This window comes from Burkholderia orbicola, from assembly GCF_900100915.1.
Lineage (GTDB): Bacteria > Pseudomonadota > Gammaproteobacteria > Burkholderiales > Burkholderiaceae > Burkholderia > Burkholderia orbicola.
Map to the genome: position 1 here is coordinate 2,808,669 of NZ_FNKW01000001.1, position 22,287 is coordinate 2,830,955.

Annotated in this window: 24 protein-coding genes and 1 tRNA gene; 24 read left to right on the forward strand and 1 reads right to left on the reverse strand. The window is 64.3% G+C overall.

Annotated elements, in window-relative coordinates:
* The first annotated feature begins 7 nt into the window (after positions 1-7).
* The 24 genes from tpiA to BLS50_RS13555 all read left to right on the forward strand — a co-directional run bounded on the left by tpiA (position 8) and on the right by BLS50_RS13555 (position 21,328).
* Positions 8-763, forward strand: coding sequence for a triose-phosphate isomerase (gene tpiA, locus BLS50_RS13440; protein WP_074802408.1), 756 nt, complete (start codon positions 8-10; stop codon positions 761-763).
* Between the two features lie 72 nt (positions 764-835).
* Entirely contained in the window at positions 836-1,213 is a 378-nt protein-coding gene (secG, locus tag BLS50_RS13445; protein ID WP_011545815.1) for a preprotein translocase subunit SecG, read from the forward strand.
* 110 nt (positions 1,214-1,323) lie between these two features.
* Positions 1,324-1,408: transfer RNA gene (locus BLS50_RS13450), tRNA-Leu, on the forward strand.
* A 153-nt stretch (positions 1,409-1,561) separates the two neighbouring features.
* The gene (locus BLS50_RS13455; RefSeq protein ID WP_006398798.1) at positions 1,562-1,921 is read left to right on the forward strand and encodes an NADH-quinone oxidoreductase subunit A; all 360 of its coding nucleotides are present in this window, start codon (positions 1,562-1,564) and stop codon (positions 1,919-1,921) included.
* A 62-nt stretch (positions 1,922-1,983) separates the two neighbouring features.
* Positions 1,984-2,463 (forward strand): NuoB/complex I 20 kDa subunit family protein, encoded by a 480-nt coding sequence (locus tag BLS50_RS13460; protein ID WP_006398799.1) that lies wholly within the window; start codon positions 1,984-1,986, stop codon positions 2,461-2,463.
* Positions 2,464-2,484: 21 nt separating this feature from the next.
* A complete protein-coding gene (locus tag BLS50_RS13465) occupies positions 2,485-3,087 on the forward strand; it encodes an NADH-quinone oxidoreductase subunit C (RefSeq protein WP_006478264.1) in 603 nt (200 codons plus the stop codon).
* Positions 3,088-3,096: 9 nt separating this feature from the next.
* Positions 3,097-4,350 carry an NADH-quinone oxidoreductase subunit D gene (locus BLS50_RS13470; RefSeq protein WP_006478265.1) on the forward strand — a complete coding sequence of 418 codons (1,254 nt, stop codon included), beginning with the start codon at positions 3,097-3,099 and terminating at the stop codon, positions 4,348-4,350.
* A 184-nt stretch (positions 4,351-4,534) separates the two neighbouring features.
* Positions 4,535-5,020 (forward strand): NADH-quinone oxidoreductase subunit NuoE, encoded by a 486-nt coding sequence (gene nuoE, locus BLS50_RS13475; RefSeq protein WP_006478266.1) that lies wholly within the window; start codon positions 4,535-4,537, stop codon positions 5,018-5,020.
* The gene (gene nuoF / locus BLS50_RS13480) at positions 5,017-6,327 is read left to right on the forward strand and encodes an NADH-quinone oxidoreductase subunit NuoF (protein WP_006478267.1); all 1,311 of its coding nucleotides are present in this window, start codon (positions 5,017-5,019) and stop codon (positions 6,325-6,327) included. Before nuoE ends, nuoF begins: the two co-directional genes overlap by 4 nt.
* Before the next feature lie 82 nt (positions 6,328-6,409).
* On the forward strand, positions 6,410-8,740 hold the full coding sequence (nuoG, locus tag BLS50_RS13485; RefSeq protein ID WP_074802409.1) for an NADH-quinone oxidoreductase subunit NuoG: 2,331 nt from the start codon (positions 6,410-6,412) through the stop codon (positions 8,738-8,740).
* Positions 8,741-9,808 carry an NADH-quinone oxidoreductase subunit NuoH gene (nuoH, locus tag BLS50_RS13490; protein ID WP_006478269.1) on the forward strand — a complete coding sequence of 356 codons (1,068 nt, stop codon included), beginning with the start codon at positions 8,741-8,743 and terminating at the stop codon, positions 9,806-9,808.
* Positions 9,809-9,818: 10 nt separating this feature from the next.
* Positions 9,819-10,307: an NADH-quinone oxidoreductase subunit NuoI gene (nuoI, locus tag BLS50_RS13495; protein WP_006478270.1), complete on the forward strand. Its 489-nt coding sequence runs from the start codon at positions 9,819-9,821 to the stop codon at positions 10,305-10,307.
* Positions 10,308-10,419: 112 nt separating this feature from the next.
* On the forward strand, positions 10,420-11,070 hold the full coding sequence (locus BLS50_RS13500; RefSeq protein ID WP_011545812.1) for an NADH-quinone oxidoreductase subunit J: 651 nt from the start codon (positions 10,420-10,422) through the stop codon (positions 11,068-11,070).
* Between the two features lie 18 nt (positions 11,071-11,088).
* A complete protein-coding gene (gene nuoK / locus BLS50_RS13505; protein WP_006478272.1) occupies positions 11,089-11,394 on the forward strand; it encodes an NADH-quinone oxidoreductase subunit NuoK in 306 nt (101 codons plus the stop codon).
* A 17-nt stretch (positions 11,395-11,411) separates the two neighbouring features.
* On the forward strand, positions 11,412-13,466 hold the full coding sequence (gene nuoL / locus BLS50_RS13510; RefSeq protein ID WP_006478273.1) for an NADH-quinone oxidoreductase subunit L: 2,055 nt from the start codon (positions 11,412-11,414) through the stop codon (positions 13,464-13,466).
* An 18-nt stretch (positions 13,467-13,484) separates the two neighbouring features.
* Positions 13,485-14,975: an NADH-quinone oxidoreductase subunit M gene (locus BLS50_RS13515; RefSeq protein ID WP_006478274.1), complete on the forward strand. Its 1,491-nt coding sequence runs from the start codon at positions 13,485-13,487 to the stop codon at positions 14,973-14,975.
* A 36-nt stretch (positions 14,976-15,011) separates the two neighbouring features.
* Positions 15,012-16,466, forward strand: coding sequence for an NADH-quinone oxidoreductase subunit NuoN (gene nuoN / locus BLS50_RS13520; protein WP_023476907.1), 1,455 nt, complete (start codon positions 15,012-15,014; stop codon positions 16,464-16,466).
* Complete coding sequence (locus tag BLS50_RS13525; RefSeq protein WP_006478276.1) at positions 16,466-16,762, forward strand: DUF2818 family protein; 297 nt, start codon at positions 16,466-16,468, stop codon at positions 16,760-16,762. Before nuoN ends, BLS50_RS13525 begins: the two co-directional genes overlap by 1 nt.
* 39 nt (positions 16,763-16,801) lie before the next feature.
* Positions 16,802-17,392, forward strand: coding sequence for an NUDIX domain-containing protein (locus BLS50_RS13530; protein ID WP_012328901.1), 591 nt, complete (start codon positions 16,802-16,804; stop codon positions 17,390-17,392).
* Between the two features lie 136 nt (positions 17,393-17,528).
* The gene (locus BLS50_RS13535; RefSeq protein ID WP_006478278.1) at positions 17,529-17,951 is read left to right on the forward strand and encodes a DUF1178 family protein; all 423 of its coding nucleotides are present in this window, start codon (positions 17,529-17,531) and stop codon (positions 17,949-17,951) included.
* Positions 17,952-18,005: 54 nt separating this feature from the next.
* Positions 18,006-19,202, forward strand: coding sequence for an acyl-CoA dehydrogenase family protein (locus tag BLS50_RS13540; RefSeq protein WP_074802410.1), 1,197 nt, complete (start codon positions 18,006-18,008; stop codon positions 19,200-19,202).
* A 19-nt stretch (positions 19,203-19,221) separates the two neighbouring features.
* A complete protein-coding gene (locus BLS50_RS13545) occupies positions 19,222-20,355 on the forward strand; it encodes an acyl-CoA dehydrogenase family protein (RefSeq protein ID WP_074802411.1) in 1,134 nt (377 codons plus the stop codon).
* Positions 20,356-20,393: 38 nt separating this feature from the next.
* Entirely contained in the window at positions 20,394-20,855 is a 462-nt protein-coding gene (locus BLS50_RS13550) for a MaoC family dehydratase (RefSeq protein WP_012328898.1), read from the forward strand.
* Positions 20,852-21,328: a MaoC family dehydratase gene (locus BLS50_RS13555; RefSeq protein ID WP_006496999.1), complete on the forward strand. Its 477-nt coding sequence runs from the start codon at positions 20,852-20,854 to the stop codon at positions 21,326-21,328. The genes BLS50_RS13550 and BLS50_RS13555 overlap by 4 nt, the downstream gene beginning before the upstream one ends.
* A 47-nt stretch (positions 21,329-21,375) precedes the next feature.
* On the opposite strand, the gene BLS50_RS13560 is transcribed toward BLS50_RS13555, so the two are convergent.
* Positions 21,376-22,068 (reverse strand): glutathione binding-like protein, encoded by a 693-nt coding sequence (locus tag BLS50_RS13560; protein ID WP_074802808.1) that lies wholly within the window; start codon positions 22,066-22,068, stop codon positions 21,376-21,378.
* Positions 22,069-22,287 lie beyond the last annotated feature (219 nt).

Below are 22,287 nucleotides of genomic sequence, written 5' to 3' on the forward strand. Positions count from 1 at the left end.
AGACACGATGTCGAAACAACGAACAAAGCGAGTGATCGGCAACTGGAAGATGCATGGCCGGCTGGCCGGCAACCAGGCGCTGCTGAACGAAGTGGTGCAGGGCGCGGGCACGGTGGCGGCTGAAACGTCGATCGGCGTGTGCGTGCCGTTCCCGTATCTCGCGCAGGTTCAGGCGCAGCTTGGCGGTGGCCGTGTCGCGTTCGGTGCGCAGGACGTGTCCGCACATGAGCAAGGCGCGTTCACCGGTGAGGTAGCGGCTGCGATGGTGGCGGAGTTCGGCGCGCGGTATGCGATCGTCGGCCACTCGGAGCGTCGCGCGTATCACGGCGAAAGCAACGAGACGGTCGCTGCGAAGACGCAGCGCGCGCTCGCGGCCGGCCTCGTGCCGGTCGTGTGTGTCGGCGAGACGCTCGACGAGCGCGAGTCGGGTGCGACCGAGCAGGTTGTCGGTGCGCAGCTCGACGCGGTGCTGGCCGTGCTGATGGCTGACGAGGCCGCGCGTATCGTCGTCGCGTACGAGCCGGTCTGGGCGATCGGCACGGGCAAGAGCGCGACGTCGGCGCAGGCGCAGGACGTGCATGCGTTCCTGCGGACGCGTCTCGCGGCAAAGGGTGCGGCGGACGTGTCCGTGCTGTACGGCGGCAGCGTGAAGCCGGACAACGCGGAAGAGCTGTTCGCGCAACCGGACATCGACGGCGGCCTGATCGGCGGCGCGTCGCTGAAGGCGGAAGATTTCCTGGCGATCTGCCGGGCCGCGCGTTGAGCGGTCCGAGATCGAATTGAACCATGACGGCGGCCGGTCGGTCCGGTCGCCCGATCCAATCGGGTGGGTGTGATGCTGTTATTCAAGACGCTGATTATTGTGGTGCAGGTGCTGTCTGCACTCGGTGTGATTGGGCTCGTGCTGCTGCAGCACGGCAAGGGTGCCGACATGGGCGCCGCATTCGGCAGCGGCGCGTCGGGCAGTCTGTTCGGTGCGACGGGTTCGGCGAACTTCCTGTCGCGCACGACGGGCATTCTCGCGACGATCTTCTTCGTCGCGACGCTCGCGCTGACGTACCTCGGTTCGTACAAGTCGACGCCGTCGGCAGGCGTGCTCGGCACGGCAGTGACCGCGCCGGCATCGGCCCCCGCGGCATCGGCGCCGGCTGTCGCGGCGTCTGCTGTCGCCGGTTCGGCCGCAAGCGCGCCGGGCCAGGATGTCCCGAAATAAAAAGTTAATTTTTTTGCGGTTGTGCGTTGAACAAATCCGGAACTCGGGTTAGAATTTAATTCTTGAAGCGATTCGCGGGAACGAGCAGCACAACCCGAGTTGCATGCAGTGCCGACGTGGTGAAATTGGTAGACACGCTATCTTGAGGGGGTAGTGGCGAAAGCTGTGCGAGTTCGAGTCTCGCCGTCGGCACCAAAGTTACTCAATGCCAGCCGCTTCCAGTGGCTGGCATTTTTCATTTGTGGGGTGGGCTTGCGGTTGTCTTGCGATCGCCTGCACTCCGAAATGATTCCTTCCGCCGGAAGTGGTATTCTCCGGACGCTCAGAACCAACCGATAGAGGATTGCCTTGAACCTCGCAGCCTATTACCCCGTCTTGTTGTTCCTCCTCGTGGGCACTGGTTTAGGTATAGCGCTGGTCAGCATCGGCAAGCTCCTTGGTCCCAACAAGCCGGACGTCGAGAAGAACGCACCGTACGAGTGCGGCTTCGAAGCCTTTGAAGACGCCCGGATGAAATTCGACGTCCGGTATTACCTCGTCGCCATCCTGTTCATCATCTTCGATCTCGAAACCGCATTCCTGTTCCCGTGGGGCGTCGCGCTCCGGGACATCGGCTGGCCGGGTTTCATCGCAATGATGATTTTTCTGCTCGAATTCCTGCTGGGCTTTGCCTATATCTGGAAGAAAGGCGGCCTCGACTGGGAGTGATGGGTTAATCGCCGGTTTGCATGAGCGGCCACGCTCGGTCGCTCGTCTGGAGTGGAAAGCAAATGAGTATCGAAGGGGTCTTGAAGGAAGGGTTTGTCACCACGACGGCTGACAAGCTGATCAACTGGACGCGTACCGGCTCGCTGTGGCCGATGACGTTCGGGCTCGCGTGTTGCGCCGTCGAGATGATGCATGCGGGCGCGGCCCGTTACGATCTGGACCGGTTCGGCGTCGTGTTCCGTCCGAGTCCGCGTCAGTCGGACGTGATGATCGTCGCCGGCACGCTGTGCAACAAGATGGCGCCCGCGCTGCGCCGCGTGTACGACCAGATGGCCGAGCCGCGCTGGGTGATCTCGATGGGGTCGTGCGCCAACGGCGGTGGTTACTACCACTATTCGTACTCGGTGGTCCGCGGCTGCGACCGGATCGTGCCGGTCGACGTCTACGTGCCGGGCTGTCCGCCCACGGCCGAGGCGCTGGTTTACGGCGTGATCCAGCTTCAGGCGAAGATCCGCCGCACCAATACCATCGCCCGTCAATAAAGCCCCGAGCGTCCCCTCAATATGGCAAGCAAAATCGAGACCCTGAAGGCAAACCTCGAAGCCGCGCTCGGCGCGCGCGTGGTGAGCCTCACCGAAGCGATCGGTGAACTGACGCTCGTCGTGAAGGCGAGCGATTACCTCGAAGTCGCAAAGACGCTGCGCGACGATCCGAAGCTCCGTTTCGAGCAACTGATCGACCTCTGCGGCGTCGACTACCAGACCTTCGGCGACGGCGCCTACGACGGCCCGCGCTTCGCGGCCGTGTCGCACCTGCTGTCGGTCACGAACAACTGGCGTCTGCGCCTGCGCGCATTCGCGCCGGACGACGATCTGCCGATCGTGGCGTCGCTGGTCGACATCTGGACCTCGGCGAACTGGTACGAACGCGAAGCGTTCGACCTGTACGGCATCGTGTTCGAAGGCCACCCCGACCTGCGCCGCATCCTCACCGACTACGGCTTCATCGGTCACCCGTTCCGCAAGGACTTCCCGGTGTCGGGTTACGTCGAAATGCGTTACGACCCGGAAGAGAAGCGGGTCGTGTACCAGCCGGTGACGATCGAGCCGCGCGAAATCACGCCGCGCGTGATCCGCGAGGATCGCTATGGCGGTCTGAAACATTAAGGGGGCGTCATGGCAGAAATCAAGAACTACACGCTCAACTTCGGCCCGCAGCACCCGGCAGCGCACGGCGTGCTGCGCCTCGTGCTCGAGCTCGACGGCGAAGTCATTCAGCGTGCCGATCCGCACATCGGCCTGCTGCACCGCGCGACGGAAAAGCTCGCGGAATCCAAGACCTTCATCCAGTCCGTGCCGTACATGGACCGTCTCGACTACGTGTCGATGATGGTCAACGAGCACGGCTACGTACTCGCGATCGAAAAGCTGCTCGGCATCGAAGTGCCGGAGCGCGCGCAGTACATCCGCGTGCTGTTCGACGAAATCACGCGCGTGCTGAACCACCTGATGTGGATCGGCGCGCACGCGCTCGACGTCGGCGCGATGGCCGTGTTCCTGTACGCTTTCCGCGAACGCGAAGACCTGATGGACGTGTACGAAGCGGTGTCCGGCGCCCGGATGCACGCGGCCTACTATCGTCCGGGCGGCGTCTATCGCGATCTGCCTGACGCAATGCCGCAATACAAGGCGTCGAAGATTCGCAACGAGAAGGCGCTCGCGAAGATGAACGAAGCGCGCAGCGGCTCGGTGCTCGACTTCATCGACGATTTCTTCACGCGCTTCCCGAAGTGCGTCGACGAATACGAAACGCTGCTGACCGACAACCGGATCTGGAAACAGCGTCTGGTCGGGATCGGCGTGGTGAGCCCGGAGCGTGCGCTGCAGATGGGCCTGACCGGCCCGATGCTGCGCGGCTCGGGCATCGCGTGGGACCTGCGCAAGAAGCAGCCCTACGAAGTGTACGATCGGATGGATTTCGACGTGCCGGTCGGCGTGAACGGCGATTGCTACGACCGCTATCTGGTGCGCGTCGAAGAAATGCGCCAGTCGATCCGCATCGCGAAACAGTGTATTGAGTGGCTCCGCAAGAATCCGGGCCCGGTGATGACGGACAATCACAAGGTTGCCCCGCCGTCGCGCGTCGGCATGAAGACCAACATGGAAGACTTGATTCACCACTTCAAGCTCTTCACCGAAGGTTTCCATGTGCCGGAAGGCGAAGCGTACGCGGCGGTCGAGCATCCGAAGGGTGAGTTCGGCATCTATCTCGTGTCGGATGGCGCCAACAAGCCGTATCGCCTCAAGATTCGCGCGCCGGGTTTCGCGCACCTGGCGTCGCTCGACGAAATGGCGCGCGGTCACATGATCGCCGACGCCGTCACGATCATCGGTACGCAGGACATCGTGTTCGGCGAAATCGATCGCTAATGGTTGCGCCGCCCGCGAGCGCGGGCGGCGAGCAGTCAGTCACACGCGAAGTCACATGTTGTATGCGCCGAACCGGCGCGGCTTCGCAAGCTGTCAACAGAGTGAGCGCCAGGTCTGCCGTCCATGCACCCCAGTGTGCGGCAGGTTGTTCGTTCGGTAGGAATTGAAAGAGTCGTGTCTGAAAATGATCTCAGCTGAAGGCCTGAAGGAAATCGATCGAGCGTTGACGAAGTATCCCGCCGATCAGAAACAGTCCGCCGTGATGTCGGCGTTGGCCGTGGCTCAAGAAGAGCACGGCTGGCTGTCGCCCGAACTGATGCAGTTCGTCGCGGACTATCTCGGCATGCCGGCCGTTGCCGTGCAGGAAGTCGCGACGTTCTACACGATGTACGAGCTCAAACCGGTCGGCAAGCACAAGATCACGCTCTGCACGAACCTGCCGTGCCAGCTCGGCCCGCACGGCGGCGCGGAAGCGACTGCCGACTACCTGAAACAGAAGCTGGGCATCGGCTTCGGCGAGACCACGCCCGACGGCAAGTTCACGCTGAAGGAAGGCGAATGTATGGGCTCGTGCGGCGATGCGCCGGTGCTGCTGGTGAACAATCACAGAATGTGCAGCTTCATGAGCCGCGAGAAGATCGACCAGCTGCTTGAGGAGCTCTCGAAATGACGTCCCTCCACGACCGTCACATCAAACCGCTGATCCTCGCTGGTCTGAACGGCGAGAACTGGCACCTCGAAGACTACGTTGCGCGCGGCGGCTACAAGCAACTGCGCCGCATTCTCGAAGAAAAGATTCCGCCCGAGCAGGTGATCGCCGACGTGAAGGCGTCGGGCCTGCGCGGCCGCGGCGGCGCGGGCTTCCCGACCGGCCTGAAGTGGAGCTTCATGCCGCGCCAGTTCCCGGGGCAGAAGTACCTCGTCTGCAACTCGGACGAAGGCGAGCCGGGCACGTTCAAGGATCGCGACATCCTGCGCTGGAACCCGCACGCGCTGATCGAAGGCATGGCCATCGGTGCATACGCGATGGGCATCACCGTCGGCTACAACTACATCCACGGCGAAATCTTCGAAGTGTATCGACGCTTCGAAGCCGCGCTCGATGAAGCGCGCGCGGCCGGGTTCCTCGGCGACAACATCATGGGCTCGGAATTCTCGTTCCAGCTGCACGCGCACCACGGTTACGGCGCGTACATCTGCGGCGAGGAAACGGCGCTGCTCGAGTCGCTCGAAGGCAAGAAGGGCCAGCCGCGCTTCAAGCCGCCGTTCCCGGCGAGCTTCGGCGTGTACGGCAAGCCGACCACGATCAACAACACCGAGACGTTCGCCGCGGTGCCGTTCCTGCTGTCCATCGGGCCGCAGAATTACCTCGAGATCGGCAAGCCGAACAACGGCGGCACGAAGATTTTCTCGGTGTCGGGCGACGTCGAGCGCCCGGGCAACTACGAAGTGCCGCTCGGCACGCCGTTCGCGACGCTGATGGAGCTCGCCGGCGGGATGCGTGGCGGCAAGAAGATCAAGGCCGTGATTCCGGGCGGGTCGTCGGCGCCGGTGATCCCGGGCGACATCATGATGCAGACGGATCTCGACTACGACTCGATCGCGAAGGCCGGCTCGATGCTCGGTTCCGGTGCGGTGATCGTGATGGACGAGACGCGCTGCATGGTGCGTTCGCTGCTGCGCCTGTCGTACTTCTACTACGAGGAATCGTGCGGTCAGTGCACGCCGTGCCGTGAAGGCACCGGCTGGCTGTATCGCGTCGTGAACCGTATCGAGCACGGCGAAGGGCGCCAGGAAGATCTGGACCTGCTGAACTCGGTGGCCGAGAACATCATGGGCCGCACGATCTGCGCGCTCGGCGATGCGGCGGCGATGCCGGTTCGCGGGATGCTCAAGCACTACTGGGACGAATTCGCGTACCACGTCGAGCACAAGCACTGCATGGTCGGCGGCCACGCGCACGCGGCGGCAGCCTGAAGCGAACCCGGTTGCGGAATTTGAGCGCACGGTCGGGCCAAGGCGCGAACGGGCGGAAATAGGTTAAGGACCATTCACCATCATGGTTGAACTTGAAATAGACGGCAAGAAGGTCGAGGTGCCCGAAGGCAGCATGGTGATCCAGGCTGCGCACAAGGCGGATACGTACATTCCTCACTTCTGCTATCACAAGAAACTGTCGGTCGCGGCCAACTGCCGGATGTGTCTCGTCGAAGTCGAGAAGATGCCGAAGGCCGTGCCTGCCTGCGCGACCCCCGTGTCGGCCGGCATGATCGTCCGCACGCAGTCCGACAAGGCTGTGAAGGCGCAGCAGTCGGTGATGGAATTCCTCCTCATCAATCACCCGCTCGATTGCCCGATCTGCGATCAGGGCGGCGAATGCCAGCTGCAGGATCTGGCGGTCGGCTACGGCAAGTCGTCGTCGCGCTACTCGGAAGAAAAGCGCGTGGTGTTCCACAAGAACGTGGGCCCGCTGATCTCGATGGAGGAAATGTCGCGCTGCATCCACTGCACGCGCTGCGTCCGCTTCGGCCAGGAAATCGCCGGCGTGATGGAGTTCGGCATGCTGGGCCGCGGCGAGCATTCGGAAATCACGACGTTCGTCGGCAAGACGGTCGACTCCGAAATGTCGGGCAACATGATCGACCTGTGCCCGGTCGGCGCGCTGACCAGCAAGCCGTTCCGCTACAGCGCCCGTACGTGGGAACTGTCGCGCCGCAAGTCGGTGAGCCCGCACGATTCCGTCGGCGCGAACCTCGTCGTGCAGGTGAAGAACAACCGCGTGATGCGCGTGCTGCCGTTCGAGAACGAAGCGATCAACGAATGCTGGATCTCGGACAAGGACCGCTTCTCGTATGAAGGCCTCAACAGCGAAGAGCGCCTGACGAAGCCGATGCTGAAGCAGGGCGGCCAGTGGATCGAAACCGACTGGCAGACCGCGCTCGAATACGTCGCGAAGGGCCTGAAGGGCATCGCCGCGGATCACGGCGCGAACGCGCTGGCGATGCTCGCGAGCGCGCACAGCACCGCGGAAGAGCTGTTCCTCGTGAAGCAGCTCGCCAACGAACTGAAGACGCCGAATGTCGACTTCCGTCTGCGTCAGCAGGATTTCTCGGCGCCGGTCCAGGGCGCGCCGTGGCTCGGCATGCCGATCGCCGATCTGTCGAACGTGGATGCCGCGTTCGTCGTCGGTTCGTTCCTGCGCCGCGACCACCCGCTGTTCGCATCGCGCCTGCGTCAGGCCGCGAAGAATGGTGCGAAGCTGCACTTCCTGCACGCGACCGGTGACGATTCGCTGATCCCGACCGCGCAACGCATCGTCGCTGCGCCGTCCGCATGGCTCGACGAGCTGGCTGGCATCGCCGCCGCCGTCGCGCAACTGCGCGGCGTCGCGCTGCCCGACGCGCTCGCGGGCGTCACGGCATCGCCGGCCACCCAGGCTGTCGCGCAGTCGCTCGCGAACGGCGAACGCCGCGCGGTGCTGCTCGGCAACGTCGCGGTCCGTCATCCGCAATTCGCGAAGCTGCACGCCGTCGCGCAGTGGATCGCCGACAACACCGGCGCCACGTTCGGCTTCCTGACGGAAGCGGCGAACACGGTCGGCGGGCACGTCGTCGGCGCACTGCCGGGCGAAGGCGGCCTGAACGCACGCGAAGCGTTCGAGCAGCCGCGCAAGGGCTACGTGCTGCTGAACGTCGAACCGGAATTCGATACCGCCGATCCGGCACAGGCGCTTGCCGCGCTGAACCAGGCTGAAATGGTCGTCGTGATGTCGCCGTTCAAGCACGGCCTCGACTACGCCGACGTGCTGCTGCCGGTCGCGCCGTTCACGGAAACGGCCGGTACGTTCGTCAACGCGGAAGGCACCGTGCAGAGCTTCAACGGCGTCGTGCGCCCGCTCGGCGACACGCGTCCGGCCTGGAAGGTGCTGCGCGTGCTGGGCAGCCTGCTCGGCCTGCCGAACTTCGAATACGAGACCGCGGAAGAAGTGCGTCTCGCCGCGCTCGGCGACGCCGGCGTCGCGGGCCGCCTGTCGAACCAGACGTCGGTCGCACCGGCCCGTGCCGCGGCGAATACCGCGAACGGCGGTTTCGAGCGCCTGGCCGATGTGCCGATCTATCACGCCGACGCACTCGTGCGCCGCGCAGGTGCGCTGCACCTGACGGCCGCCGCGAAGGCGGCGAATGCCGCAGCCCTGCCGGCCGCGCTGTTCGACAAGCTGGGCTTGAAGGAGGGCGACGCCGTGCGCGTGCGCCAGGGCGAGCGTGCGGTGCAGTTGCCGGCCGTGCGCGACGCGAATCTTGCGGAGACGGTCGTTCGCGTGTCGGCGGCGACGCCTGCCGGCGCAGCGCTCGGCAGCCTGTCCGGTGAACTGGTGGTGGAGAAGGCGTAAATGAGCTTGTTCGATACGATCAACGCGGGCGGGGCCGAGCTTCTCGGCTTCGCGTGGCCGACGGTGTGGGCAGTCGTGCGCATCCTCGTCGTCTCCGTCGTCATCCTGCTGTGCGTCGCGTACCTGATTCTGTGGGAACGCAAGCTGATCGGCTGGATGCACGTGCGTCTCGGCCCGAACCGCGTCGGCCCCGGCGGCCTGCTGCAGCCGATCGCCGACGTGCTGAAGCTGCTGCTGAAGGAAGTCATTCAGCCGAGCGCCGCCAGCCGCTGGCTGTACCTGATCGCGCCGGTGATGACGGTCGTGCCGGCGTTCGCGGTGTGGGCGGTGATTCCGTTCCAGGCGGAAGCCGTGCTCGCGAACGTGAACGCGGGCCTGCTGTACGCGATGGCGATCTCGTCGATCGGCGTGTACGCGGTGATTCTCGCCGGCTGGGCGTCGAACTCGAAGTACGCGTTCCTCGGCGCGATGCGCGCCGCGGCACAGATGGTGTCGTACGAAATCTCGATGGGCTTCGCGCTGGTGCTCGTGCTGATGACGGCCGGCAGCCTGAACCTGTCGGAAATCGTCGGCTCGCAACAGCACGGCTTCTTCGCCGGCCACGGCGTGAACTTCCTGTCGTGGAACTGGCTGCCGCTGCTGCCGGCGTTCGTCGTCTACTTCATCTCGGGCATCGCCGAAACGAACCGTCACCCGTTCGACGTGGTGGAAGGGGAGTCGGAGATCGTCGCGGGTCACATGATCGATTACTCGGGCATGGCGTTCGCGCTGTTCTTCCTCGCCGAGTACATCAACATGATCGTGATCTCGGCACTGGCCGCGACGTTGTTCCTCGGCGGCTGGGACGCACCGTTCGAATTCCTGTCGTTCATCCCGGGCATCTTCTGGCTGGTGCTGAAGGTCTTCGCGCTGCTGTCGGTGTTCATCTGGGTGCGCGCGACGTTCCCGCGCTACCGTTACGACCAGATCATGCGTCTGGGCTGGAAGGTGTTCCTACCCGTCACGGTGGTCTGGGTGATCGTGGTTGGCTTCTGGATGATGTCGCCGCTGAACATCTGGGTGAAGTAAGGACGAAATCATGACGGCTATCCAACACTTCTTTAAGACTTTCTTCCTGACCGAGCTGCTGAAGGGGCTCGCGCTGACCGGTCGCTACACGTTCAAGCGCAAGTTCACCGTGCAGTTCCCGGAAGAGAAGACCCCGATTTCGCCGCGTTTCCGCGGGCTGCACGCGCTACGCCGCTACGAAAACGGCGAAGAGCGCTGCATCGCGTGCAAGCTGTGCGAGGCCGTGTGCCCCGCGCTGGCGATCACGATCGAATCGGAAACGCGCGCGGACAACACGCGCCGCACGACGCGCTACGACATCGACCTGACGAAGTGCATCTTCTGCGGTTTCTGCGAAGAGAGCTGCCCGGTCGATTCGATCGTCGAGACGCAGATTCTCGAGTACCACGGCGAAAAGCGCGGCGACCTGTATTTCACGAAGGAAATGCTGCTCGCGGTGGGCGATCGCTACGAGAAGGACATCGCCGCGGCGAAGGCTGCCGACGCGCCGTATCGTTGATTGTGTTTGCAGTGCCGGCCCGGCATGAACGATGCACGGGCCGAGCCGCCGCGACGGGTGCGGGCGTTCCGCAAGCCGCGCCTGACTATGGCCTAACGATGAACCGGTAATCATGGAATTCACGACCGTACTGTTCTACATCTTCGCGCTGCTCCTGGTGGTATCAGGGCTGAAGGTGATCACTTCGCGCAACCCGGTGGCGTCTGCGCTTTTCCTTGTGCTGGCGTTCTTCAACGCCGCCGCGATCTGGATGCTGCTGGAAGCGGAGTTCCTCGCGATCCTGCTGGTTCTGGTCTACGTGGGCGCGGTGATGGTGCTGTTCCTGTTCGTCGTGATGATGCTGGACATCAACATCGACTACCTGCGCCGCGACTTCAAGCGCTTCGTGCCGATGGCGACCGTGGTCGGCGCGATCATCGTGATCGAAACCGCGCTGATCCTGTGGCGCGGTTACGGCGACACGCACACCGTGCATGCGATGGCGACGGGCGAGATGGCCAACTGGTCGAATACGCGCCTGATCGGCAAGGTGATCTACACCGACTACATCTTCGCGTTCGAAATCGCCGGCCTGGTGCTGCTGGTCGCGATCATTGCCGCGATCGGGCTGACCGAGCGCAAGGGCAAGGACAGCAAGCGCCAGCGCGTGTCGGATCAGGTCAAGGTGCGCCGCAACGACCGCGTGCGCCTCGTGAAGATGGAAGCGGACAAGCCGCAGCCGGAAACGGCGCAGAGCGAAGCCGGTTCGGGCACCAACGGCTAAGCGGAGGAAAAGAAAACCATGCTGACTCTTGCTCACTACCTTGTGCTCGGCGCGATCCTGTTCGCGATCGCGATCGTCGGGATTTTCCTGAACCGCCGCAACGTCATCATCATCCTGATGTCGATCGAACTGATGCTGCTGGCGGTGAACACCAACTTCGTCGCGTTCTCGCATTACCTCGGCGACGTGCACGGCCAGATCTTCGTGTTCTTCGTGCTGACCGTCGCCGCAGCGGAAGCGGCGATCGGCCTCGCGATTCTGGTGACCCTGTTCCGTAAGCTCGACACGATCAATGTCGAGGATCTCGATCAGCTCAAAGGTTAATTTCAGGCTACGCTGTTATGTCAACGACACTCAATGAAAACCTGCTGCTGGCGATTCCGCTCGCTCCGCTGGCCGGCTCGCTGATTGCGGGGCTGTTCGGGAACGCAGTCGGGCGCAAGGGCGCACACCGGATCACGATCCTCGGCGTATTGATCGCGTTCCTCCTGTCGGCGAAAGTCTTCTTCGACGTGATGGGCGGCGCAAGCTTCAACGCGACCGTCTACGAATGGATGAACGTCGGCTCGCTGAAGCTCGAAGTCGGCTTCCTCGTCGATTCGCTGACCGCGATGATGATGGTCGTCGTGACCTTCGTCTCGCTGATGGTGCACGTGTACACGATCGGCTACATGGCGGAGGAAGACGGCTACCAGCGCTTCTTCTCGTACATCTCGCTGTTCACGTTCTCGATGCTGATGCTCGTGATGAGCAACAACTTCCTGCAGCTGTTCTTCGGCTGGGAAGCGGTGGGTCTGGTGTCGTACCTGCTGATCGGCTTCTACTTCACGCGTGAGAGCGCGATCTACGCGAACATGAAGGCGTTCCTCGTGAACCGCGTGGGCGACTTCGGCTTCCTGCTCGGCATCGGCCTGCTGCTCGCGTTCGCCGGCTCGATGAACTACGGCGAAGTGTTCGCGAAGCGCGCCGAACTGGCGAGCCTGCACTTCCCGGGCACCGACTGGGGCCTGCTGACCGTTGCCTGTATCTGCCTGTTCATCGGCGCGATGGGTAAGTCGGCCCAGTTCCCGCTGCACGTGTGGCTGCCGGACTCGATGGAAGGCCCGACCCCGATCTCGGCGCTGATTCACGCGGCGACGATGGTGACGGCCGGCATCTTCATGGTGTCGCGCATGTCGCCGCTGTTCGAACTGTCGGATACCGCGCTGTCGTTCATCACGGTGATCGGCGCGATCACGGCGCTCTTCATGGGCTTCCTCGGCATCGTCCAGAACGACATCAAGCGCGTGGTCGCGTACTCGACGCTGTCGCAGCTCGGCTACATGACCGTCGCGCTCGGCGTGTCCGCTTACCCGGTCGCCGTGTTCCACCTGATGACGCACGCGTTCTTCAAGGCGCTGCTGTTCCTCGGCGCCGGCTCGGTCATCATGGGCATGCACCACGACCAGGACATGCGCAACATGGGCGGCCTGCGCAAGTACATGCCGATCACGTGGATCACGTCGCTCGTCGGTTCGCTCGCGCTGATCGGCACGCCGTTCTTCTCGGGCTTCTACTCGAAGGACTCGATCATCGACGCGGTGAAGCTGTCGCACCTGCCGGGTTCGGGCTTCGCGTACTTCGCGGTCGTCGCGAGCGTGTTCGTCACGGCGCTGTACTCGTTCCGCATGTACTTCCTGGTGTTCCACGGCGAGGAGCGCTTCCGCAAGCCGAAGCATCCGGAATCGCCGATGGGCATGGCGGCCGCGCACGGTCACGACGATCACGGCCATGGTCACGGTCATGACGACCACGCGCACGAACCGCACGAGACCCCGTGGGTCGTGTGGGTGCCGCTGGTCCTGCTGGCGATCCCGTCGGTGATCATCGGCGCGATCGCGATCAGCCCGATGCTGTTCGGCGATTTCTTCCAGCACGGCGTCGCCTTCGACAAGGTGATCTTCATCGGCGAAAACCATCCGGCACTCGCCGAGATGGCCGAAGAGTTCCACGGCTGGGTGGGCATGGGCCTGCACTCGGTGTCGGGCCTGCCGGTGTGGCTGGCGCTCGCCGGCGTGGTCGTCGCGTGGTTCCTGTACCTGAAGCGTCCGGAGCTGCCGGCGTCGATCCGCCGCGCGTTCGGCCCGATCTACACGCTGCTGGACAACAAGTACTACATGGACAAGATCAACGAAGTGGTGTTCGCCCGCGGTTCGGTGGCGATCGGCCGCGGCCTGTGGAAGGAGGGTGACGTCGTGGTGATCGACGGCCTCGTCAACGGCAGCGCCCGGTTCATCGGCTGGTTCGCCGGCGTGATCCGCTTCCTCCAATCCGGTTACATCTATCACTACGCGTTCGCCATGATCATCGGCATGCTGGGGCTCCTGACCCTGTTTGTAACGCTCGGCGGCAAATAAGGCGGGGAGACAACACTAATGCACGCTTTTCCGATTCTCAGTACCGCGATCTGGCTGCCGATCGTTTTCGGCCTCCTCGTGCTGGCGGTAGGTAACGACAAAAATCCGGGGACGGCCCGCTGGATCGCGCTGATCGGTGCGCTGCTCGGGCTCGCGGTCACGATCCCGTTGATCACGGGCTTCGACTCGAGCACGGCCGCACTGCAGTTCGTCGAGAAGTCGACCTGGATCGAACGCTTCGACATTGCGTATCACCTCGGCGTCGACGGCATCTCGATGTGGTTCGTCGTGCTGACCGCGCTGATCACCGTGATCGTCGTGATCGCCGCGTGGGAAGTGATCACCGAGAACGTCGCGCAGTACCTCGCGGCATTCCTGATCCTGTCCGGGATCATGATCGGCGTGTTCTCGGCGGCCGACGGCCTGCTGTTCTACGTGTTCTTCGAGGCGACCCTGATCCCGATGTACATCATCATCGGCGTGTGGGGCGGCCCGAACCGCGTGTATGCGGCATTCAAGTTCTTCCTGTACACGCTGGCCGGCTCGCTGCTGATGCTGGTCGCGCTGATCTACCTGTACACGGAAACGCATTCGTTCGACCTCGCGACGTGGCAGAACGCGAAGATCGCGATGACGCCACAGATCTTGCTGTTCATTGCCTTCTTCCTCGCGTTCGCGGTGAAGGTGCCGATGTGGCCGGTGCACACGTGGCTGCCGGACGCGCACGTGGAAGCGCCGACGGGCGGCTCGGTCGTGCTGGCGGCGATCATGCTGAAGCTCGGCGCATACGGTTTCCTGCGCTTCTCGCTGCCGATCACGCCTGACGCGAGCCACTTCCTGGCGCCCGTCGTGATCACGCTGTCGCTGATCGCGGTGATCTACATCGGCCTCGTCGCGATGGTGCAGGCCGACATGAAGAAGCTGGTCGCGTATTCGTCGATCGCGCACATGGGCTTCGTCACGCTCGGCTTCTTCATCTTCAACCAGCTCGGCGTCGAAGGCGCGATCATCCAGATGATCTCGCACGGCTTCGTGTCGGGCGCGATGTTCCTCTGCATCGGCGTGCTGTACGACCGCGTGCACTCGCGCCAGATCGCCGACTACGGCGGCGTCGTGAACGTGATGCCGAAGTTCGCGGCATTCGCGATGCTGTTCTCGATGGCCAACTGCGGCCTGCCGGGTACATCGGGTTTCGTCGGCGAGTTCATGGTGATTCTCGCGGCCGTCCAGTACAACTTCTGGATCGCATTCGGCGCGGCATTCACGCTGATCCTCGGCGCGGCCTACACGCTGTGGATGTACAAGCGCGTGTATTTCGGCGCGGTGGCGAACGATCACGTCGCCAAGCTGAAGGACATCGGCCGTCGCGAATTCCTGATGCTGGCCGTGCTCGCCGCGTTCACGCTGCTGATGGGCCTGTATCCGAAGCCTTTCACCGACGTGATGCACGTTTCCGTCGAAAACCTCCTCTCCCACGTCGCGCAGTCGAAGCTGCCGCTGGCCCAGTAATCGCGAGCGGAGGAACTCAAGATCATGAACGCTCCTATGAATGTCCTGTTGCCCGACGCGCTGGTGATGGCCGCCATCGTCGTCGCATGGCTGAACGACACCTTTGCCGGTGCTTCCGGTCGCCGCCTGACCTATCTGATCGCAGTCGTCTCGTCGGTGGTCGCCGGCGTGTGGTTCGCGGTCCAGGCGCTCGACCCGCAGCCGTACTACTTCTTCTCGAAGATGATCGTCGTCGACTCGTTCGCGAGCATGATGAAGGCGGTCGTGTCGTTCGGTTTCGCGGTCTCGCTCGTCTATTCGCGCAAGTACCTCGAAGACCGCGACATGTTCCGCGGCGACGTGTTCCTGCTCGGCATGTTCTCGCTGCTCGGTCAGCTGGTCATGGTGTCGGGCAACAATTTCCTGACGCTGTACCTCGGCCTCGAACTGATGTCGCTGTCGCTGTACGCGGTCATCGCGCTGCGCCGCGACGCCGCACAGTCGAGCGAAGCCGCGATGAAGTACTACGTGCTGGGCGCGCTCGCGTCGGGCTTCGTGCTGTACGGCATCTCGATGCTCTACGGCGCGACCGGCTCGCTCGAGCTGGGTGAGGTGTACAAGGCGGTCGGCGGCAACACCGACGCGGCGGTGCTGATGTTCGGCGTCATCTTCATCGTCGCCGGTATCGCGTTCAAGCTCGGCGCCGTGCCGTTCCACATGTGGGTGCCGGACGTCTACCAGGGCGCACCGACCGCGATGACGCTGTTCGTCGGCGGCGGCCCGAAGGTTGCCGCGTTCGCATGGGGCCTGCGCTTCCTGGTGATGGGCCTGCTGCCGCTCGCCCAGAACTGGCAGACTGCGCTCGTGATCCTCGCCGCGCTGTCGCTGATCGTCGGTAACATCACCGGTATCGTCCAGCGCAACATCAAGCGGATGCTCGCGTACTCGGCGATCTCGAACATGGGCTTCGTGCTGCTCGGGCTGCTCGCGGGCATCGTGAAGGGCGACGCGGCGGCCCCGGCGAACGCGTACAGCTCGGCGATGTTCTACGCGATCGTCTACCTGATCACGACGCTCGGCTCGTTCGGCGTGGTGATGCTGCTCGCGCGCCGCGATTTCGAAGCGGAAACGATCGACGACTTCAAGGGCCTCAACAAGCGCAGCCCGGTGTTCGCGTTCGTGATGATGGTCATGATGTTCTCGCTGGCCGGCATCCCGCCGACCGTCGGCTTCTACGCGAAGCTGGCCGTGCTCGAGGCGACCGTCAACGCGGGCCTCACGTGGCTGGCCGTGCTGGCCGTGATCACGTCGCTGTTCGGTGCGTTCTACTACCTGCGCATCGTGAAGCTGATGTACTTCGATGCCCCGCAGGATTCGACGCCGATCTCGGGCGATTTCTGCAAGCGCACGATCCTCGTGCTGAACGGCCTGGCGGTCGTCGTGCTCGGCCTGATCCCGAGCCCGCTGCTGACTGCCTGCCTGCAGGCAATCCGTCACACGCTGCCGCTGTAATGTCGGCAGCCGGCTGGTTCATCGTGCTGTTGGCGCTCGTCTGCGCCAACCTGCCGTTCCTGAACCAACGCCTCTTCGCCGTCGTGCCGTTCGGCGCGACGAAGAAGAACGCGTGGGTGCGGATCGGCGAGCTGATCGTGCTGTATTTCGTCGTCGGCGCGCTCGGCTTCTGGCTCGAGTCGCGCGCCGGCAACCGCTTCGAACAGGGCTGGCAGTTTTACGCGATCACGTTCAGTCTCTTCGTCGTGTTCGCGTTTCCCGGCTTCACGTTCCAGTATCTCGTCAAACGACGCTGACGGCTTCGGCCGTCCGTCGTGCTCATTCAGGAGCCGCCGATGGCCGAACTACCCAATCACGACGCCGCACTGACCGAAACCTGCCTCGAGAGCGAGGCGATCTTCGAAGGCGCGTTCCTCAAGCTCAAGCGCGACACCGTCCGTCTGCCGGACGGCAAGAAGGCCACGCGCGAATACGTCCAGCACCCGGGTGCGGTAATGGTGATCCCGCTGTTCGACGACGGCCGCGTGCTGATGGAAAGCCAGTTCCGCTATCCGATCGGCAAGGTGATGGCCGAATTCCCGGCCGGCAAGCTCGACCCGAACGAAGGCGCGCTCGCGTGCGCGGCGCGCGAGTTGCGCGAGGAAACCGGTTACACGGCGCGCGAATACGTGTTCCTGGCCCGCATCCACCCGATCATTTCCTATTCGACCGAATTCATCGACCTGTACCTCGCGCGCGGGCTCACGGCCGGCGAGCGCAAGCTCGACGAAGGCGAATTCCTCGAAACCTTCACCGCGACGCTGGCAGACCTGCAGGAATGGGTGCGCACGGGTCAGATCTCCGACGTGAAGACGATCATCGGCACGATGTGGCTCGACAAGGTGCTGTCCGGCACGTGGCCGCTCGGGCCGGTCGTCACGCCCTGAGTACGGCGTCAGCGGCGGGCGGGGCGCCGCGTTACAATCCCGCGACGCGGTGCATTCGCGCTGCGCGATCGCGATTTAGCACGACCGTTCACAAAACCGCTTTTTGCGCTACACTCGTCACACGCCCTGATTCAGCATGAAGGTCCTCGATTTACAGTGCCCGCACGGTCATCGGTTCGAAGGCTGGTTCGCTTCCGCCGATGAATTCGAAGCGCAGTTGTCCCGCAAGCTGGTCGAATGTCCGGTGTGCGGGACCACCGAGGTCAACCGTCTGCCGTCGGCGCCGCGCCTGAACCTGTCGGGCGCGACGCAGGCGCAGCCGGCCGATCCGCGTGCGCTACAGGCGCAGGTGATGCGCGCGCTGCGCGAGGTGCTGGAGAAGACCGAGAACGTGGGCGAGCGCTTCGCCGAGGAAGCGCGGCGCATCCATTACAACGAGGCGCCCGCACGCAGCATTCGCGGCGTCACGACGCCAGAGGATGCGCAGTCCTTGGTCGAAGAAGGCATCGACGTGATGCCGCTGCCGATTCCAGCCGCGCTGAAAGAACCGCTGCAATGACGTACGCAGCGTGTCCTGGCCGGGCCGGACGGTCGCGGACAGGAGACACTGCGCATGGATCTGGATTATTCCCCCGCCGACGACGCGTTCCGCGTTGACGTCCGCGCCTGGCTCGAGGCCAACCTGCCTCACGCACTGCGCGCCAAGGTACTCGATCACAAACGACTCGACCGCGAGGATTTCGCGAGCTGGCACCGCATTCTGGGCCAGCGCGGCTGGTCCGCACCCGCGTGGCCGGTCGAATATGGCGGCCCGGGCTGGAATGCGACGCAGCGGCACATCTGGGACGAGGAGTGCGCGCGGATCGGTGCGCCGACCGTGCTGCCGTTCGGGGTGTCGATGGTTGCGCCGGTCCTGATGAAATACGGCGGCGAAGCGCAGAAGCGCCACTATCTGCCGCGTATTCTCGACGGCTCGGACTGGTGGTGCCAGGGTTATTCGGAGCCGGGTTCCGGGTCCGACCTCGCGTCGCTGCGCACGCGCGCCGAGCGCCACGGCGATCACTACGTCGTGAACGGCCAGAAGACCTGGACCACGCTCGGCCAGTACGCCGACATGATGTTCTGCCTCGTGCGCACCGATCCGGCCGCGAAGAAGCAGGAGGGTATCTCGTTCCTGCTGATCGACATGAAGACGCCCGGCATCACGGTGCGCCCGATCGTGATGCTCGACGAGGACCACGAGGTCAACGAGGTGTTCTTCGAGGACGTGAAGGTGCCGGTCGAGAATCTCGTCGGCGACGAGAATCGCGGCTGGACCTACGCGAAATATCTGCTCGGTCACGAGCGCACCGGCATCGCGCGCGTCGGCGCGTCGAAGCGGGAGCTTGCGTTCCTGAAGCGCGTCGCATCGAATCAGCGCAAGAACGGCAAGCCGTTGCTCGCCGATCCCGTGTTCGCCGCGAAGGTTGCGGCACTCGAAGTCGAGTTGATGGCGCTGGAAGTGACGGTGCTGCGCGTCGTCAGCCGCGAGACGAGCGGCAAGGGGCCCGGCCCCGAGGCGTCGATGCTGAAGATCAAGGGCACCGAGGTGCAGCAGGCGCTCACCGAGCTGATGGTCGAAGCGATCGGCCCGCTGGCCGCCCCATTCGACGTGCCGTTCCTCGACGGCGAGCGCGAGCACAGCATCGCGGGCGACGACGATGCGGCGCCGCTCGCCGCGTACTACTTCAATTACCGGAAGACGTCGATCTACGGCGGTTCGAACGAGATCCAGAAGAACATCATCGCGCAGATGATTCTGGGGCTGTGATCAGGGAACGGAGACAACCATGGATTTCAGCTTTACCGATGAGCAGCAGCAGTTCGCCGACGCGCTGCGCCGGTATCTCGGCGAGCAATACGGCTTCGAAGCGCGCCAGGCGATCGTGCGCAGCGATGCCGGTGTGTCGGACGCGCAGTGGAGCGCGTTCACCGAACTCGGCTTGACCGCGTTGCCCGTGCCGGACGCCCAGGGCGGCTTCGGCGGCGGCCCGGTCGACATGCTGGTCGTGATGCAGGAGCTGGGCCGCGCGCTCGTGATCGAGCCGTACTGGGCCACGGCGGTCGGCGTCGAGGCGTTGCGGATTGCCGGCTCCGGCGCAGGCGATGATGCCGCGCTGCTGGAGGCGGTCGCGCAAGGGCAAAAGCGCGTGGCGGTCGCATTCCACGAACCGCGGGCGCGCTACGATCTATACGAACTCGACACGCACGCGCACGAGCAGGGCGGCACGTACCGGCTGACCGGCGCCAAGTCGGTGGTTCAGCACGGCGCGCAGGCGCACGTGTGGATCGTGCCTGCGCGAATCGACGGTGGCGGCATCGGCCTCTTCGTCGTCGAACGCGATGCAGCGAACACGAAGGTGGTCGACTACCGGACCATCGACGGCCAGCGTGCCGCGACGATCACGTTCGACGACACGCCGGCCCGACTGCTGACGGGCGGTGCGCGCGACGCGGCGGCACTCGAGCAGATCGCCGATTACGCGACCTTCCTGCTGTGCGCGGAAGCGGTCGGCGCGCTCGACGAGCTGAATCGCGCGACGGTCGAATATACGAAGACGCGCGAGCAGTTCGGCGTGCCGATCGCGCGCTTTCAGGCGCTGCAGCACCGGATGGTCGACATGCTGATCCATGCCGAGCAGGCGCGTTCGCTGACCTATCTCGCGGCAGTGCGCTACGCGAACGGCGATGCCGATGCACGGCGCAAGGCCGTGTCGGCCGCGAAGGCCCGGGTCGGGGCGGCCGCGCGCTTCGTCGGCCAGCAGGCGGTCCAATTGCACGGCGGCATGGGCGTGACCAACGAGGTGGCCGCCGCGCACCTGTTCAAGCGGCTGTCGATCATCGAGACGACGCTTGGCGATACCGATCATCACCTCGCCCGCATCACGGCGCTGCCCGATTTCGCGCAGACCGACGTAGCATGACGGCGACGCGCGAGCGCGTCAGACAAGGAGACTTATCAGTGGGCATCAGTTACGAAGATCTGGTGGTCGGCAGTACCACCGAAGTGGGCCGCTACACGTTCGAGCCGGACGACATCAAGACGTTCGCGAAGCGCTACGATCCGCAGCCATTCCATGTCGACGAGGCAGCGGGGAAGGCGTCGCATTTCGGCGGGCTCGTCGCGAGCGGCTGGCATACGTGCTCGGTGTTCATGAGCCTGCTGGTTCAGAAGCTCGGGCCGGATTCGACCAGCATGGGCTCGCCGGGCATCGATTCGATCCGCTGGCTGAAGCCGGTGCGCGCCGGCGACACGATCACGATGTATCAGAAGGTGCACGACAAGCGCGTGTCGGAGAGCAAGCCCGATCGCGGCATCGTGTCGACCGAATGGGTCGGCGTGAACGAAGCCGGCGAGACGGTGATCAGCGTGCACACCAAGGTGATTTTCGGGCTGCGCCATCCGGGAGGCGCGAACCCATGACCGACGTGACCTTGCCGCTGATCGCCTCGGCCCAGGCGCTGCAGGCGCGGGTCGGCGCGGAGCCGCTCGCGAGCGGCTGGATCGAGATCGACCAGCCGCGCGTCGACGGTTTCGCCGACGCGACCGGCGATCATCAATGGATTCACGTTGACCCCGAACGCGCGCGGCGCGAGTCGCCGTTCGGCGGGCCGATCGCGCACGGATTCCTGACGCTGTCGCTGATTCCGGCGTTGATGACCGACGCGATGCGCTTCGAGCAGAAGATGGGCGTGAACTACGGGCTGAACCGCGTGCGGTTCCTGAAGCCGGTGCCGGTCGGGGCGCGCGTGCGTGCGCTGTTCGCGGTGAAGGAAACCGCCGACGCCGCGCGCGGCGGCATCCAGGTGACGTGGTCGGTATCGGTGCAGGTCGAGCGCCCCGACGCGCCGCTGCCGGTGTGCGCGGCGGAGTTCATCACGCTGCATTACTTCTGAAGCACGGAGCGGCATGCACGGATGCCGCTCCGCCCGCCTCGTGCGGGTCAGTGCTTCGCGTATTGCGTTGCGCCGAACAGCACCTCGCGTGCCTTGTCGTCCTGCAGCGCCTTGCGCATCGACGCAAGCACTTCGACACCGCGCTGCACGGCCGGTCGCGCGGCGATCGCCTCGTGCCAGCGCTTCACGTTCGGCAACGCGTCGAGCACGATGCCCTGGTTCTGCCATGAGCGCGTCCACGGGAACGTCGCGATGTCCGCGATCGTGTACGTGTCGCCCGCCAGATACTCGGATTCGCCGAGGCGCTTTTCCATCACGTTGTACAGGCGCTTCGCTTCGTTCGTATAGCGGGTGACCGCATACTCGATTTTCTCCGGCGCATAGAGGCGAAAGTGGTGCGCCTGCCCGAGCATCGGGCCGACACCGCCCATCTGGAACATCAGCCACTCGAGCGTCGCATAGCGCGCGGCCGGATCGGCCGGCAGGAACTTGCCGGTCTTCTCCGCGAGGTAAATCAGGATCGCGCCCGATTCGAACAGCGAGATCGATTGGCCGCTGGGGCCGTCCGGATCGACGATCGCGGGGATCTTGTTGTTCGGGCTGATCTTCAGGAACTCGGGCTCGAACTGGTCGCCCGCGCCGATATCGACCGGATGCGCACGATACGCGAGGCCGGTTTCCTCGAGCATGATGTGTACCTTGTGGCCGTTCGGGGTCGCCCAGCTATAGACGTCGATCATCGTCAACTCCTGTGTGGCATGCGCGAAAACGGCGCCGGCGGCGCCGCGACAGGCGGTCATTAGAGCATGGATCGACACGGGCTGCTGGCGACGCAAACGCGCGCGCCGACGGGCATGCGCGGCCGGGCCGGAGAGCGTCGCCGGCGTTGCGTGCGGCGTCTGCGGGCCGCCTCGGATGGACGCGGCGGCGTGGCGTCGGTTCGAAGTCCGACGCGGTGG

What these genes read in the sequence shown, in the direction of transcription:
- nuoF (WP_006478267.1), top strand. Translation starts at nt 5,017, where the DNA reads ATGACGTCCCTCCACGACCGTCACATCAAACCGCTGATCCTCGCTGGT.
- tpiA (WP_074802408.1), top strand. Translation starts at nt 8, where the DNA reads ATGTCGAAACAACGAACAAAGCGAGTGATCGGCAACTGGAAGATGCAT.
- BLS50_RS13540 (WP_074802410.1), top strand. Translation starts at nt 18,006, where the DNA reads ATGGATCTGGATTATTCCCCCGCCGACGACGCGTTCCGCGTTGACGTC.
- BLS50_RS13470 (WP_006478265.1), top strand. Translation starts at nt 3,097, where the DNA reads ATGGCAGAAATCAAGAACTACACGCTCAACTTCGGCCCGCAGCACCCG.
- nuoK (WP_006478272.1), top strand. Translation starts at nt 11,089, where the DNA reads ATGCTGACTCTTGCTCACTACCTTGTGCTCGGCGCGATCCTGTTCGCG.
- BLS50_RS13535 (WP_006478278.1), top strand. Translation starts at nt 17,529, where the DNA reads ATGAAGGTCCTCGATTTACAGTGCCCGCACGGTCATCGGTTCGAAGGC.
- BLS50_RS13530 (WP_012328901.1), top strand. Translation starts at nt 16,802, where the DNA reads ATGGCCGAACTACCCAATCACGACGCCGCACTGACCGAAACCTGCCTC.
- nuoN (WP_023476907.1), top strand. Translation starts at nt 15,012, where the DNA reads ATGAATGTCCTGTTGCCCGACGCGCTGGTGATGGCCGCCATCGTCGTC.
- BLS50_RS13460 (WP_006398799.1), top strand. Translation starts at nt 1,984, where the DNA reads ATGAGTATCGAAGGGGTCTTGAAGGAAGGGTTTGTCACCACGACGGCT.
- BLS50_RS13515 (WP_006478274.1), top strand. Translation starts at nt 13,485, where the DNA reads ATGCACGCTTTTCCGATTCTCAGTACCGCGATCTGGCTGCCGATCGTT.
- nuoL (WP_006478273.1), top strand. Translation starts at nt 11,412, where the DNA reads ATGTCAACGACACTCAATGAAAACCTGCTGCTGGCGATTCCGCTCGCT.
- BLS50_RS13560 (WP_074802808.1), bottom strand. Translation starts at nt 22,068, where the DNA reads ATGATCGACGTCTATAGCTGGGCGACCCCGAACGGCCACAAGGTACAC.
- BLS50_RS13555 (WP_006496999.1), top strand. Translation starts at nt 20,852, where the DNA reads ATGACCGACGTGACCTTGCCGCTGATCGCCTCGGCCCAGGCGCTGCAG.
- BLS50_RS13545 (WP_074802411.1), top strand. Translation starts at nt 19,222, where the DNA reads ATGGATTTCAGCTTTACCGATGAGCAGCAGCAGTTCGCCGACGCGCTG.
- nuoH (WP_006478269.1), top strand. Translation starts at nt 8,741, where the DNA reads ATGAGCTTGTTCGATACGATCAACGCGGGCGGGGCCGAGCTTCTCGGC.
- secG (WP_011545815.1), top strand. Translation starts at nt 836, where the DNA reads ATGCTGTTATTCAAGACGCTGATTATTGTGGTGCAGGTGCTGTCTGCA.
- BLS50_RS13500 (WP_011545812.1), top strand. Translation starts at nt 10,420, where the DNA reads ATGGAATTCACGACCGTACTGTTCTACATCTTCGCGCTGCTCCTGGTG.
- nuoG (WP_074802409.1), top strand. Translation starts at nt 6,410, where the DNA reads ATGGTTGAACTTGAAATAGACGGCAAGAAGGTCGAGGTGCCCGAAGGC.
- nuoI (WP_006478270.1), top strand. Translation starts at nt 9,819, where the DNA reads ATGACGGCTATCCAACACTTCTTTAAGACTTTCTTCCTGACCGAGCTG.
- BLS50_RS13525 (WP_006478276.1), top strand. Translation starts at nt 16,466, where the DNA reads ATGTCGGCAGCCGGCTGGTTCATCGTGCTGTTGGCGCTCGTCTGCGCC.
- nuoE (WP_006478266.1), top strand. Translation starts at nt 4,535, where the DNA reads ATGATCTCAGCTGAAGGCCTGAAGGAAATCGATCGAGCGTTGACGAAG.
- BLS50_RS13465 (WP_006478264.1), top strand. Translation starts at nt 2,485, where the DNA reads ATGGCAAGCAAAATCGAGACCCTGAAGGCAAACCTCGAAGCCGCGCTC.